At 42.3% G+C, this 14,749-nt stretch carries 12 protein-coding genes and 1 pseudogene; 7 read left to right on the top strand and 6 right to left on the bottom strand.

Annotation, left to right across the window (positions count from 1 at the left end; genetic code table 11):
• The 3 genes from KFB94_06235 to mpl form a co-directional block, all read right to left on the bottom strand.
• Positions 1 to 315, bottom strand: a complete 315-nt coding sequence (locus KFB94_06235; GenBank protein ID QVL44904.1) for an NAD(P)H-dependent oxidoreductase subunit E — start codon at positions 313 to 315, stop codon at positions 1 to 3.
• A 161-nt stretch (positions 316 to 476) separates the two neighbouring features.
• The gene (locus KFB94_06230) at positions 477 to 1,388 is read right to left on the bottom strand and encodes an energy transducer TonB (protein QVL46590.1); all 912 of its coding nucleotides are present in this window, start codon (positions 1,386 to 1,388) and stop codon (positions 477 to 479) included.
• Between the two features lie 41 nt (positions 1,389 to 1,429).
• Positions 1,430 to 2,797 (bottom strand): UDP-N-acetylmuramate:L-alanyl-gamma-D-glutamyl-meso-diaminopimelate ligase, encoded by a 1,368-nt coding sequence (gene mpl / locus KFB94_06225; GenBank protein QVL44903.1) that lies wholly within the window; start codon positions 2,795 to 2,797, stop codon positions 1,430 to 1,432.
• Between the two features lie 215 nt (positions 2,798 to 3,012).
• On the opposite strand from mpl, the gene KFB94_06220 reads away from it, so the two are divergent.
• From KFB94_06220 to KFB94_06210, 3 genes are read left to right on the top strand one after another with little or no spacing between them, the layout of a single operon-like run.
• Positions 3,013 to 3,336, top strand: coding sequence for a hypothetical protein (locus tag KFB94_06220; protein QVL44902.1), 324 nt, complete (start codon positions 3,013 to 3,015; stop codon positions 3,334 to 3,336).
• The gene (locus KFB94_06215; GenBank protein ID QVL44901.1) at positions 3,302 to 3,649 is read left to right on the top strand and encodes an EAL domain-containing protein; all 348 of its coding nucleotides are present in this window, start codon (positions 3,302 to 3,304) and stop codon (positions 3,647 to 3,649) included. Before KFB94_06220 ends, KFB94_06215 begins: the two co-directional genes overlap by 35 nt.
• An 18-nt stretch (positions 3,650 to 3,667) precedes the next feature.
• Complete coding sequence (locus KFB94_06210) at positions 3,668 to 4,282, top strand: HDOD domain-containing protein (protein QVL44900.1); 615 nt, start codon at positions 3,668 to 3,670, stop codon at positions 4,280 to 4,282.
• A 10-nt stretch (positions 4,283 to 4,292) separates the two neighbouring features.
• Here the strand turns inward: KFB94_06210 and metH are convergent, their stop codons facing one another.
• The 3 genes and pseudogenes from metH to KFB94_06195 form a co-directional block, all read right to left on the bottom strand.
• Positions 4,293 to 8,066: a methionine synthase gene (metH, locus tag KFB94_06205; protein ID QVL44899.1), complete on the bottom strand. Its 3,774-nt coding sequence runs from the start codon at positions 8,064 to 8,066 to the stop codon at positions 4,293 to 4,295.
• A gap of 52 nt (positions 8,067 to 8,118) precedes the next feature.
• A pseudogene (locus KFB94_06200) lies at positions 8,119 to 9,621 on the bottom strand (YifB family Mg chelatase-like AAA ATPase).
• Positions 9,622 to 9,664: 43 nt separating this feature from the next.
• Positions 9,665 to 9,904: an accessory factor UbiK family protein gene (locus tag KFB94_06195; protein QVL44898.1), complete on the bottom strand. Its 240-nt coding sequence runs from the start codon at positions 9,902 to 9,904 to the stop codon at positions 9,665 to 9,667.
• A 189-nt stretch (positions 9,905 to 10,093) separates the two neighbouring features.
• Between KFB94_06195 and KFB94_06190 the strand changes: the two genes are divergently transcribed.
• From KFB94_06190 to KFB94_06175, 4 genes are all read left to right on the top strand, one after another.
• Positions 10,094 to 11,029 carry a TorF family putative porin gene (locus KFB94_06190; protein ID QVL44897.1) on the top strand — a complete coding sequence of 312 codons (936 nt, stop codon included), beginning with the start codon at positions 10,094 to 10,096 and terminating at the stop codon, positions 11,027 to 11,029.
• A 65-nt stretch (positions 11,030 to 11,094) separates the two neighbouring features.
• Positions 11,095 to 11,433: a P-II family nitrogen regulator gene (gene glnK / locus KFB94_06185; GenBank protein ID QVL44896.1), complete on the top strand. Its 339-nt coding sequence runs from the start codon at positions 11,095 to 11,097 to the stop codon at positions 11,431 to 11,433.
• Between the two features lie 11 nt (positions 11,434 to 11,444).
• Positions 11,445 to 12,902, top strand: a complete 1,458-nt coding sequence (gene amt / locus KFB94_06180; GenBank protein QVL44895.1) for an ammonium transporter — start codon at positions 11,445 to 11,447, stop codon at positions 12,900 to 12,902.
• A gap of 196 nt (positions 12,903 to 13,098) precedes the next feature.
• Positions 13,099 to 14,745 carry an ATP-binding cassette domain-containing protein gene (locus KFB94_06175; GenBank protein ID QVL44894.1) on the top strand — a complete coding sequence of 549 codons (1,647 nt, stop codon included), beginning with the start codon at positions 13,099 to 13,101 and terminating at the stop codon, positions 14,743 to 14,745.
• Positions 14,746 to 14,749 lie beyond the last annotated feature (4 nt).

Raw genomic sequence — 14,749 nt, 5'->3', positions numbered from 1 at the left:
CTAATCAACTAGCAAACGCTTCACGACGTTGTTATTGATTAAATGGCTGTCAATAATCTCATCAATATCTTCATTATCGACAAAGGTATACCAAACTGCCTCAGGATAAACCACCATCAGCGGCCCCTCATTACACCGATCTAAACAACCGGCACGATTCACCCGTACCTTGTCTTTTCCATTTAATCCTAATTGTTTAACTTGCTTTTTCATATAGTCAAAAGCCGCTTCCGCGCCTTTGTCTTGGCAACAGGACTCGCCATCTGGCCGTTGGTTTAAGCAAAAAAAGATGTGGTGTTTAAAGTGTAATGTCATGGTGGCAATTGCGTAATAGATGAGTTGGTATTATAGCGGATTGGTAAAAAAATTAAGATGGCCGCACGACTGGCTGGGCATTAAGCTTGGCAGGCTAAGTCAGATATTTTCGCCATCTGTAAGGCAAACAAAAAGCGCCGCGTGGCTATGCTAGAGAACGATTATTTAGTATAAAGCGCATCTTCATTGGTAAACGTCCACGTCCTTGTGATGCCTAAAATATCGGTTGTTTTTTTCATCTCGTCTGAAAATTTTGCATAAGGCGCAGCTAAGTTAACAATATTAATCGCTGCTTCATCTAATAACTGAGAGCCAGAGCTTTTGTCTATTGTAATATTTTCTACAGAACCATCAGCGCGAATAGAAACAGTTAGTTGCAATGTGCCATACAGTTTCTGCGCTCTTACTGTCGCGGGGTAATTCATATTACCTATTCGCTCGACCTTTTGCCGCCACGCTTCTAAATAAAGTGCATCTTCTGCGGCTTTGGTGCGCGCACCCAATAAGCGCCGTTTTGGACGCTTTTGATAGGCCTCTTGTTGTTTGGCAATTTGCGCCTCTAAACGGTCAATTTCTAAACTAGCAGCGAGTAAAGCATCGCGATTGAATTTTTTTGACAGGACATTTTCTTGCGCCTGTTCAGGTTCAACGAAACGAGTCATCGCTTGTTGGGCTGCATCGGGTACTGTAGCGGCTGATTTTAGTTGTGTTAGCAAGTCCTCAGCTTGCTTCTCCAATTGAGTTACTCGTTTTTCCTCTTGCTCTTTATTGGCTTTTAATTTGACAGACTTTGCAGCTGTCTGCGCTTCTTTCTTTTCTTGAAATTTAATTTCTGCTATCTGACGTTGCGATGCTGGCAATGCTGTTTTCATTTGTCGGTTGTCGTCGGTATTACCTCCTCTGTCCAAATTAGCTTGTGCAATCAGCTCAGCATTATCGGGTGCTTGCTGGGTTTTAGCATTCACTAACACCACCTCAAGTGATGGCAAGCGCTTAATTGCATCTTTCAGCTCTGACTCAAATTGAATGGCTAATAGCACGGCATGCACCGCTAGCGAAAACCCTATTGCCATCCCAAAAGGGGTCAAATTTTTTAAGAAATTATCCACTTAATTCACATTAAAGCATCAAGAATTTTTTGATGAATACCGCCAAAACTGCCGTTACTCATGACCAATATATGGTCGTCAGGTTGCGCCATTTTTGCGATCGTAGCAATTAATTCATGCATATCAGCAAACACGTTTGATTTGCTTTGTATCGGCACTAATGCCTGTGAGATATCCCAATCGACATTTGCACTGTAACAACATACGATATCTGCATCAGTCAAACTGGCGGCCAATACTGCTTTCATCGTTCCAAGTTTCATTGTATTAGAACGTGGCTCTAGCACTGCAATTATGCGTGCTTGGCCAACTTTTTTTCGTAACCCCGCAAGCGTAGTTGCAATGGCGGTTGGGTGGTGAGCAAAGTCGTCATAGACGTGAATATGATTCACCACACCACGCAACTCCATGCGGCGCTTTACATTTTTAAATACGGTCAGTGCTGCAATACTTTGTTCTACAGGCACGCCGATATGCCGTGCTGCAGCAATACTGGCTAATGCATTCATTTGGTTATGTTGCCCAATAATATCCCAAGCCAATCTTCCTTGATGCGCTGCCCCAAACATGACATCAAAACCGCCATTATTATCTGGGTTGGTAATATGCCAACTATCTTGATTACCAAAGCTTTCGACTGGCGTCCAACAACCTTTGGCGATAACCCGCCGCAGGCTTGCTTCTTGATTACTCACGATAAGGCCATTTTGTGGAATCGTTCTGACAAGATGATGAAACTGTGTTTCTATTGCCGCCAAATCTTCAAAAATATCAGCATGGTCAAACTCTAAATTGTTGAGTACAGCGGTGCGCGGATGGTAGTGCACAAATTTTGAGCGTTTATCGAAAAATGCCGTATCGTACTCGTCTGCTTCAATCACAAAAAACGGTGAAACGCTGTTTTTATCTTGTGTTGGTCTAGCAGGCAACCGTGCGGAAACAGAAAAGTTTTCTGGCACCCCGCCAATTAAGAAACCTGGTGCCAAGCCCGCATATTCCAATATCCAAGACAGCATTGATGAGGTGGTGGTTTTACCATGCGTGCCAGCAACTGCGAGCACCCATTTGCCTTGTAACACATGCTCCGCCAGCCATTGCGGTCCTGAAATATAAGGCAAACCTTGATTTAATATCGCTTCCATTAACGGATTGCCACGACTCACCGCATTGCCAATTACAAAGATATCTGGATTGAGTCTAATTTGTTCTGGCGTATATCCCTCTATTAATTCAATCCCTTGTGCTTCTAATTGCGTACTCATTGGGGGATAAACATTCGCATCACAGCCCGTTACTTTAAATCCAGATTGCTTTGCTAATGCAGCAATCCCACCCATAAATGTACCGCAGATGCCTAAAATATGAATATGCATGAATGTTCTGTCTCTATTATTAAATTGCACTGTTAAACTGAATTAATCACACTAAAGCATGCATGTAATGATGTAAAACAAAGCTAATATTTTTTTAATTTATCATTAAAGTAATGCGCCAAACTGTCGTAAAACAGTTGTATCCTGATTACGTAATAATAAGCCAAAGTAACCATAAAAACACAGATTAAATGCCCTAAAAAAAGAAGAGATTAATGAATCAACCCATCATTTCATCGATAGCAACGCATCCAGAAGAAGTGTTCTTAGGACGCCACCCAATACTAGACAAACATCAAAAAATTATTGGCTACGAATTATTGTTTCGTGCAAAAGAGGAAGATAACAACAGCAATATTAACGACTTATCTGCAACAGCTGGTGTGATTGTCAATCTACTCAGTCAGTTTGGAATTGATAATATCCTGCAAAATAAATTAGTTTTTAAATATTGCCGCCAGTTCACTCTTAAGCGAAACCATAGAATTACTACCAGCGAAACGTATGGTACTAGAAATTTTAGAAGATACGCCGATTAACGCACAGATCATCACTAGATGCAAAGCACTCAAAGAAGTAGGCTTTAAACTTGCCATTGTGAACTATAGCAACCGTCCAGAGCATATGGTGTTATTACCCTACACCGACTATGTGAAAATGAATTGTTCTCATATCGATGTTGATGCGTTATCAGCATTAAGTGCACGGATTCGAAAAAAATCTTCTGCAAAGATAGTGGCAGAAAAAGTAGAAGACGAAGCGATGTTCTTAACTTGTAAACAACTTGGTTTAGATGCTTTTCAAGGCTATTTTTTTGCAAAACCGACTATATTAAAAGGCTCGCAACCATAGCCAGACCAAATGTGTTTGATGCGGATGATCGGCATGCTATTGGGCGATGATGACCTAGTTGAGCTTGAAACATTGTTTAAGAACAGTCCAGGCCTAACGCTGAGCTTGTTAAAGCTGGTTAATTCTGTTGGCATTTATGGTGGTAATGAACCAGTTGAATCTATCCGTCATGCGATTGTGATTCTTGGACAAAAACAAATGTTACGCTGGGTACAATTGCTCATGTACGCAGCGCCAAGTAATCCAGCAAGTCATCCTATTATGCTGCAAGTTGCCAGTCGAGCAAGACTGATGGAGCGCATTGCTCAACATATTGAGGTATATGAACCTAACTTCAGCGATCAGGCTTTTATGGTTGGCATGTTATCGCTTGCTGATGCAGTGATTCAATCACCATTACATGATATATTGCGGGACATAGGCCTTTCTAGCAAGCTCCAACAAGCTATCCTTGAAGAGTCAGGAATGCATGGCCAGTTACTAAAATTAGTCAAAGTTTTGGAAGTTGGCAATTTCGATGCAGCACAATACGAATTACATACATTCAATATTTCAGCAGAAGATTTAATGAATATGCAAGTAGAATGCATGGCATGGGCTACACAGCTCAGTAGCACTAATGAGTCAATTTAAGCGCCTTAACTCACGATAAATTAGGGGAAAGCCAACGCGCTAAATATTCTATCGACACACCGCGCCGCTTTGCCATGTCTTCTAGTTGGTCTGTTCCAATTTTATCAACGCTAAAATATTTGCTTTCTGGATGCGCAAAATAGAAACCACTCACAGCAGCGGCTGGCATCATGGCAAAACTTTCCGTCAGTTGCATGCCAATTTCATCACATTGTAATAACTTAAACATATCGGTTTTAACAGTGTGATCTGGACAGGCTGGATAACCAGGCGCAGGACGGATACCTTGATACTCTTCTTTGATTAATGCTTCCGTATCTAAATGCTCATTCGGCGCATAACCCCACAAATCAGTTCTAATCCGCTCATGCATATATTCTGCAAAAGCTTCAGCTAAGCGATCAGCGAGTGATTGGAACATGATGCCGCTGTAATCATCACTTGCGTCTCTGAAGTGTTTAGCGATTTTGTCTATACCCAAACCGCCAGTTACCGCAAACAAACCAATATAATCTTCTGCCTCACCTTTTGGTGCAACAAAATCGGCTAAGCACTGGTTTGGACGTGGTACACCATCAATCACTGGCTTTTGTGTTTGTTGACGCATGCCATAATAGGTAAAAGCAACGTCGCGACGGGTGTCATCAGTATAAATTTCAATATCGTCGTCACCGATGCTGTTTGCTGGCATCAATGCAATCACGCCATTAGCTACAAGCCAACGACCATCAATCAATTTTTTCAACATTTCTTTTGCTTCTGTGAAGACTTTAGTTGCCGCCTCGCCAACCACCTCATCCTTTAATATTGCGGGATAAGCACCTGCCAAATCCCATGTTTGGAAGAAAGGTCCCCAATCGATATATTGGGCAATGAGATTTAAATCAATATTTTTAAATACCCGGCGACCAATAAACTTTGGTTTGACTGGTGCGTTGTGGCCTGTAAAACTTAATTTCGCTTTATTAGCCCGCGCTTGTGCAATTGTCAGCATGGGCACACCTTTTTTGTTAGCATGCTGCAGACGTGCTTTTTCGTAATCCGCTTGTATCTCAGCCAAATAAGCGCCACGCGTTTCTGGTGTTAGCAGGTTTTGCATCACAGATACAGAACGTGAAGCATCGGGCACATAAACCACAGGACCATCATAATGCGGGGCAATTTTAACCGCTGTATGTGCCCGTGAAGTGGTTGCACCACCAATTAACAATGGCGTTTTTAAACCGCTAAAGTGGGGATCGCGCTGCATTTCTTTGGCGATATACGTCATCTCTTCTAGCGATGGTGTAATCAAACCGCTCAAGCCAATGATATCGGCATTTTCAGCTTTTGCCATGGCTAAAATCTCAGCTGCAGGGACCATAACACCCATATTCACTACTTCAAAATTGTTACATTGCAACACCACACTCACAATATTTTTACCAATATCGTGCACGTCACCTTTGACTGTTGCAATCACGACCTTACCTTTTGGCTTGGCTACAACACCTGTACGCGCCTCTTCAGCAACTTTTTCTGCTTCGATAAACGGAATTAAATGCGCTACTGCCGCCTTCATCACCCGCGCTGATTTCACCACTTGTGGTAAAAACATTTTGCCTTGGCCGAATAAATCCCCAACAACATTCATACCATCCATCAGCGGGCCTTCAATCACTTGAATCGGCAGGCCATTTTTCGCCGCAATTGCAAGTCGGGCTTCTTCGGTATCTTCGATAATAAATTCAGTAATACCATGCACCATGGCGTAGCTCAGTCGTTTTTCCACTGGCACAGGCTGCTCAGTTGTACCGCGCCATTCCAAGGTCGTACTTTCTTTTTTATCGCTTGCCACCAAAGTGCCTGCGATTTCAATCATACGTTCTGTTGCATCATCTCGCCGATTCAGTACCACATCTTCAACACGCTCTTTGAGCTCAGCGGGCAAATCATCATAAACGCCCATCATGCCGGCATTGACAATCCCCATTGTCATACCAGCTTTAATGGCGTGATATAGGAATACAGTATGAATTGCCTCGCGGGCGGGATTATTGCCACGGAAGCTGAAACTCACATTAGATACGCCGCCAGAAATCTTGGCATGTGGTAAGTGTTGTTTAATCCAACGCGTTGCTTCAATAAAATCAACAGCATAATTATTATGCTCTTCAATACCGGTAGCAATCGCAAAAATATTTGGGTCAAAAATAATATCTTCGGGTGGAAAATCATTGGCAACTAGCAAGTCATAAGCGCGCTTACATATCTCTGTTTTACGTTCAAAAGTATCAGCTTGGCCTTTTTCATCAAACGCCATCACAATAACAGCCGCGCCGTAACGACGACATAAGCTTGCTTGACGTAAAAACTCTGCCTCTCCTTCTTTCATCGAGATGGAATTGACAATGGCTTTGCCTTGCACACACTTCAAGCCAGCTTCAATCACCGTCCATTTAGAAGAATCTAGCATAATCGGTACGCGAGCAATATCAGGCTCCGAAGCCACAAGATTTAAAAAGTGCGTCATGGCTTTGACTGCATCTAGCATGCCTTCATCCATATTGATATCAATGATTTGAGCACCATTCTCTACCTGCTGGCGCGCCACACTCAACGCCTCATCGTATTGCTCGTTAATAATCAATCGGGCAAAGGCTTTTGAGCCAGTCACATTTGTTCGCTCACCAACATTTACATATAAAGAATCATCATCAATAATAAAAGGTTCTAAGCCCGCCAATTTGGTAACAGGCGCTTTTGATGGTATTTGTCGAGGCGGACAATCTTTAATCGCGTTATAAATAGCATTAATATGTGGCGGTGTGGTGCCACAGCAACCACCGGCAATATTGATAAATCCACTATTTGCAAACTCTTTGACTAAGCTAGAAGTCACATCTGGCGTTTCATCAAAACCTGTATCGCTCATTGGATTTGGCAATCCAGCGTTGGGATAGATGCAAATAAAAGTATCGGCTACCTTAGACAGCTCTTCTGCATATGGACGCATTAACGTTGCGCCCAATGCACAGTTGAGTCCAATAGTGAGTGGTTTTGCATGACGCACCGAATGCCAGAACGCGGTAACCGTTTGGCCTGATAAAATACGACCCGATGCATCGGTTACTGTGCCAGAAATCATCAATGGCATTTTATAACCCACTTCTTCAAAGAAGGTATCAATTGCAAATAATGCTGCTTTACAATTGAGCGTATCAAAAATGGTTTCGACCATTAGAATATCTGCGCCACCTTCAACCAAAGCACGTGTTTGTTCTAAATAAGCGGCTACCAACTGATCAAACGTCACATTACGCACTGCTGGGTCGTTTACATCTGGCGAAATGCTGGCTGTTTTTGGTGTTGGCCCTAATGTGCCTGCAACAAAGCGCGGTTTATCTGGTGTACTATATTTTTCACAAGCAGTTTTAGCCAGTTTGGCAGAAACGACGTTCATTTCATAAACCAGCTCGGCCATGTGATAATCATCTTGCGCAACGCTGGTAGCACCAAAAGTATTGGTTTCAATAATGTCAGCACCCGCTGCAAGATATTGCTCGTGAATCTCTTGAATCACCTGTGGCTGGGTTAATGATAGCAACTCATTATTGCCTTTGACAAACAACTCGCGCTCACCTGCTGGCGCGCTAAAGGCTTTAAAACGCTCACCCCGATAGTCAGCTTCTGTTAGTTTATACTGCTGAATCATAGTGCCCATCGCACCATCCAAAATCAGAATGCGTTCTTTTAGCAGTGCGCGAAGTTGCGCTTCTACTGGTGAAATGTCGTTTTGGCTCATAGCAGATAATAAAATGAATAATCCATCATTTTAACATGCAAAGTGCAATCAATTAACCATCACTCCTTCTATACTGTATCGCCTCAGCGATATGGGTTGATTGAATAGCTGATTCATCCGCCATATCGGCAATGGTGCGTGCTAGTTTTAGAATGCGGTGGTACGCTCTAGCAGATAAATTTAACGTTGTTATCGCTGTTTTTAGTAAGGTAAGGCCAACATTGTCAGGTTGACAAAAAGTTTCAATTTCTTGCGTACCAAGCTCCGCATTGGTTTTGCCCTGGCGCATGAGTTGCAGGGCACGTGCACGATCTACTCGAGCTCGGATGGTGAGGCTATTTTCTGCAACACTTGCACCAGTCAACTCCTCCTCTTTCAGTGCGGCTACTTGAATAATCATATCAATACGATCTAACAACGGCCCTGAAATTTTCGCTTTATACCGTGCAATTTGATCAGGTGTGCAGCGGCACTTATTTTTAAAGTGCCCAAAATAACCACATGGACAAGGGTTCATGGCATCAAGCAATTGAAGCTGTGCGGGGAAGTCAGCCTGTCTCGCTGCGCGTGAAATAGTAATGAGTCCGTTTTCTAATGGCTCGCGCAACACTTCTAATACCTTGCGATCAAATTCTGGCAGCTCATCTAAGAATAAAACACCATGATGCGCCAATGAAATTTCTCCAGGTCTTGGCACACTGCCACCACCCACCAATGCAACACCTGAAGCGGTATGATGCGGCGATCGAACATTTCTACGCTTCCAATCGCTCATCTTGTAACGACCACTTAAGGATTGAATGGCTGCACTTTCCAGTGCTTCACTTTCTGTCATCTGCGGCAAGATACTCACAAACCTTGATACCAACATACTTTTTCCAGTACCGGGCGGACCGCTCATTAATACGCTGTGCCCGCCTGCGGCGGCGATTTCCAAGGCACGCTTTGCTTGGCTTTGCCCTTTTACCTCATTAAAATCTGGGTAAGCAATTCGTTGTTCTTCTAATTGACTCTGATAAGCGCTTATCTTTGTATGGCCGGTAAGATGCGCACAAACAGCTAAGAGACTATTGGCTGGATAAATAGTGGCGCCTTTCACCAAGCTTGCCTCTTCAGCACTTTGTTTAGGCAGTATAAAGGCTCGCTGTTGGCCCGCCACTTTATTCACCATGTGATACGTCATGGCTAATGCACCACGAACAGGCCGCAATTAACCTGTTAATGCTAATTCACCTGCAATTTCATATTGATTGAGCTTGTATGCAGGAATCTGACCACTAGCCGCCAAGATACCCAAGGCAATGGGCAAATCGTAGCGCCCACTTTCCTTAGGCAAGTCGGCTGGAGCAAGATTAACGGTAATTCTTCTTGCAGGAAACTCAAACTGAGCGGTTTGGATGGCAGCGCGAACACGGTCTTTACTTTCTTTAACTTCAGCTTCTGGCAAGCCAACAATGGTAAATGTAGGTAAGCCATTGGCTAGATGGACTTCAACCACGACTTCAGGCGCATCCATGCCACTCAAGGCACGGCTGTATAGGACAGCAAGGTTCATTTATTATTATTTTTCTTGGTTATTATGATGGGTTATTACTTGTTTATTTTTTTAACAACGATTCTAACTCAACCAGTTTTTCTTCACATAACTTTAACTGCTCTCGTGTATGTCGCAATACTTCGGTTTGCACATCAAACTCTTCTCGCGAAACAAGCGCCATTTTGGTGAGCACGCCCTGAATTAGTGCATGGAGGTTTTTATCGACATCTTCTAATGGAGAACTTTTAATTATCTCTTTGATTTTAATTGATAAATCATTTAACACTTGCGACGTGATCATGTTTAATTGCCCTTTAATTTAGAATAGTTTACCAGCTTTTCCTCGCATTAATCAATGTTGGCTAGCCACTTACTCTCACTAAGCAATTGATATTGATAATATTTTTATCTGGCACAGCCTTTGCTTAATAACTAAAGTATTTTTTTAAATACCGTTGCAGCTATTTTATTAATTAATAAGGGGATTAAAATGCGTAAATCGCTACTATCATTGGCTATATTAAGTACATTGAGTGTATCAACATTATCATTTGCAGATGAGGCACCGGTTGTTGAAGCCGCGCCTGCTGCTGCATCAGCTGAATCTGATTGGGCGTTCAGCTCTAATGTTGCCTTCACTTCTGATTACTATGTTCGTGGTATTTCACAAAATTTCCATAAACCCGCATTACAAGGCGGTTTTGATGTAGCCCACAGCAGCGGCTTTTCTGCTGGCATTTGGGCATCCAACGTTTCACCAAACACCTTTCCAGACGCTTCATTAGAAATTGACTACTATGCTGGTTACGGCGGTGAAATTGGCAAGACAGGTATTGGTTACTCTGTTGGTGTGATTGCTTATACTTATCCAGGTGGTAGCTGGGGAGATTGTCAATTTGGTGGATCACCTGGCTGTTATAAAGCTGATGGCGTAACAACGGCATCAAATGATTCTTGGAACACTTATGAAGCAAACTTTGGGCTTTCATATAGCTACTTCAGTGCACAAGTTTCAACTACATTGGGTGATTACTTTGGTTTAGACACCGATACTGGGTATGATGATGACTCAAGATTCACTACTTACGTCGAATTAAATGCTGAATACCCATTTGGTAATGGCTGGGCTTTAATTGGTCACATTGGCCACTTAAACGTATCGACTAAAATTGCGGACACAAATGCTGTTTATTTAGCGTATAACGGCGAAGCTAATCCTGACTACACTGATTACAAAGTTGCTGTATCTAAGTCTTTTTCGCTAGCCGGCTCTGAAGGATGGGCTGCTGAACTCGCTTATGTTGGTGCAAACGATACAGGTTATTGGCAGGCAGATGGCTGGGGTGGCTCTAGCTTTAACGGCCGTACAGAAACAGCAGACTTAACGGATGACCGCTTCACATTCACAGTAAGCCGTGCATTTTAAATAATACGTTTTTTAGTAAAAGGTACTTGATGCTAAGTACCTTCTTGTCAACGAAAGGGAAAAATATGAAATTTATATCCGCAATAATCAAGCCGTTTAAGCTTGATGAGGTGCGTGAGTCTTTGTCTGCTATTGGCGTTCAAGGAATCACCGTCACAGAAGTTAAAGGCTTCGGCCGTCAGAAGGGTCATACAGAGCTTTACCGCGGTGCAGAATATGTAGTCGATTTCCTGCCTAAAGTTAAAATCGAAATTGCTATTTCAGATGAAATTTTAGATCAAGTGGTTGATGCGATTGAAAAAGCAGCTGCTACTGGCAAGATTGGTGACGGCAAAATTTTCGTCTTTAACTTAGAGCAAGTTTACCGTATTCGTACTGGTGAAACTGGCACTGAAGCACTATAAGGGGTAATCCAATGAAAAAATTATTATCAATATTATCACTTGTTGCCTTTATGGGCGCAGGTGCAATTGCAACCAGTAGCCTTAGCTATGCTGAAGATGACATAGCAGAAGCAACTGAAGCAATGACCGAAATGGTTGAAACAGCAGAAACAATGTTAGACGAGGCCGCACCGGCTGAAGAAGCTTCAGAAGAAATTGCTATTGCTGAAGCAGCGCCAACGGAAGAGGTTGCGCCAACTGTAGACAAAGGCGACACGGCTTGGATGATGGTAGCCACCATACTTGTTATCTTAATGATAGTACCAGGCCTAGCATTATTTTATGGTGGTTTGGTGCGTAGCAAAAATATGCTTTCTGTTTTGATGCAGGTATTGGTTGTTTTCTCACTCATTTCAGTTGCGTGGGCAATCTATGGCTATAGCTTAACATTCGGCAGCGGCGAAGGTCTGATTGTTGGCGACTTTGGTAAAGTGTTTTTATCAGGCGTAACGATGGACTCTCTTGCTGCTACTTTTACTGACGGCGTAATGATTCCAGAAATGATTTTTATCGCTTTCCAATGCACCTTTGCTGGCATTACTTGCGCATTGATTGTTGGCTCATTTGCAGAGCGCATGAAGTTTAGTGCAGTGTTATTATTCTCTTTAATTTGGTTCACCATCAGCTATATTCCAATCGCACACATGGTTTGGGGTACGGGTGGCTATCTGCTTGACAAAGGTGCATTAGACTTTGCTGGCGGAACAGTAGTACATATTAATGCTGCTATTGCGGGTTTAGTTGGCGCTTATATGGTTGGCAAGCGTATTGGTTACGGTAAGGAAGCATTTACACCACACTCATTAACCATGACAATGGTGGGCGCTTCATTACTATGGGTAGGTTGGTTCGGCTTCAACGCTGGCTCTAACTTAGAAGCAACTGGCGGTGCTGGCTTGGCTTTTATTAATACCCTATTCGCAACTGCTGCAGCTGTATTAGCATGGTCTCTCGGTGAGTCGCTAACCAAAGGTAAAGCTTCTATGCTTGGCGCTGCGTCTGGTGCTGTTGCTGGCTTGGTTGCTATCACACCTGCATGCGGATCAGTCGGACCGATGGGTGCGATTATTATCGGCTTTGCCGGCGGCTTCTTATGCTTGTGGGGCGTGACTGGCTTGAAAAAAATGTTAGGCGCCGATGACTCACTTGATGTATTTGGTGTTCACGGTGTAGGTGGTATTGTCGGTGCATTATTAACTGGCGTGTTTACTGCCCCTAGCCTTGGTGGCACTGGTGGTGATGACTTTTCTATTGCCTCACAAGTGATGATTCAAGGTGAAGGCGTGATCATTACCATAATATGGTCAGGCATTGCTGCTTATATTAGCTACAAAATTGTAGACATGGTGATTGGTCTGCGTGTATCTGAGGAAGCTGAACGTGAAGGTCTTGATACTTCTTCACACGGTGAACGTGCATACATGCTATAACTTAGTAGTATAATAAGTTTGAATGTCTTAAAAAAGCCTCTTTATAAGAGGCTTTTTTGGGATTATTGACATTAATTGAGATTAGTACGGAACTTTATGCCGAAAGCATTGACCATTATCATGGCTAACGCGCGGCCTTTACGCAAGCAACATTAAATAAAGCACTCAGTGCTTAATGGGATTATTCAAACTTACAATGGCTGGCTTTAATAATAAGAGTCCAATAGAACGACTCTTTGATGTTATCAAACTCGAGCGTAATGATATTTACTTCTTAGCGATACTAACCTTTGGCTATGGCTTGTTGGGTATTGCTACTCCCGTCGCAGTTCAATCGCTCGTTAATATCGTCACTATGGGTGGCGTCTTACAGCCCTTATACATTATCTCTTTTATTTTATTTGTTCTATTGGTTCTGTCTGGCATTCTCTATGTTTTAGAAGGATATGTTGTTGAACTCATACAACGACGACTATTTATCAGAAACGCGCTTGATGTGGGTAAAAATGCGCAAGGCGTTAAAATTCAATTGTATGATAATCACAACCCTGTTGAACTGATGAACAGGTTTTTTGATATCGTTAATTTACAAAAATCTGCTGCTGTCTTATTAACTGTTGGCTTAACCGCTTTGCTACAAGGTTTGATTGGTAGCTTTATATTAATGTTTTATAGCATGTATTTTTTAATTATTATTATTTCAATGCTGGCATTTTTATTCGTGATTATATGGCTACTTGGCAAGAATGGATTACCAACAGCTATTGAAGAGTCGCAAGCCAAATACAAGATGGTTGATTGGCTAGAAACCATCGCAAGAAATGTGTATTTATTTAAGTTTTTTCATACAGAAAAGCGCACGCACGATCAAACGGACGCACTTGCTACTGAACATCTGATTAAGCGCTTTAATCACTATCAAATATTATTATTCCAAAATATTGGCGGCGTTACTTTATATGCCGTTATTGGAACAGCCATGCTGATGTTAGGTGGCGCTTTGGTGATTCAAGGTCAAATTAACTTAGGTCAATTTGTTGCTGCTGAGCTCATTATTTTTGGGGTATTAGCTGCATTTCTTAGATTAATTAAGCAACTTCAATACTACTATGACATGTTGACAGCGCTTGATAAATTAGGCATTTTGCATGACTTCCCTCAAGAATCGACGGGGACATTCATTCCCGAGGATAATCAGTATCGTGATGTTAATCTTGAAGGGGTTGCCTTTTCTTTCACCCCAAAAATGCCTCTGATGGAAGATATTACTCTTCAATTGTCTAGAGGTCAGAGCCTGTCCATACTGGGTGCTTCTGGCTCAGGAAAGTCGGCACTGGTAGCATTGCTTACCGGCCTTCGCTCACCCGATAAAGGTTTTATTCATGTCAATGGCATCGATTTAAGACAACTTAAATTAAATCCATACAGAAGTAAAATTGGTTTAGCGAATAAAATAGAAATCATTGATGGCTCTATACTCGACAACTTAACGCTTGGCAGAGACATTCCTATCAATCGAATTCATCAAGTGCTAGATACTTTAGGCTTAAGTAATGATTTTGCGAAACTCGAAAATGGTATCGATACCAAGCTTACTGCTTTTGGCGCCCCGCTATCAACCACACAAATGCAAAGGTTGATGTTAGCTAGGGCAGTAATTGGTGAACCAGATATACTCATTATTGATGGCTTGCTAGACGCACTGACAGCTGAAGAGCTTGATACAATCCTTACTCTTCTTAAACAACATCAAGAAAATTGGTTGCTGATTGTTACGACAAGAATTGCGCGTATTGCTGACCAGTTTGATAACACATTAAACTTAAATTTGGATGTGGGTTAATCGT

The organism is Methylophilaceae bacterium (assembly GCA_018398995.1).
Lineage (GTDB): Bacteria > Pseudomonadota > Gammaproteobacteria > Burkholderiales > Methylophilaceae.
Note: the sequence above shows the minus strand (reverse complement) of the source record. Positions and strands in the feature narration are given on the sequence as shown.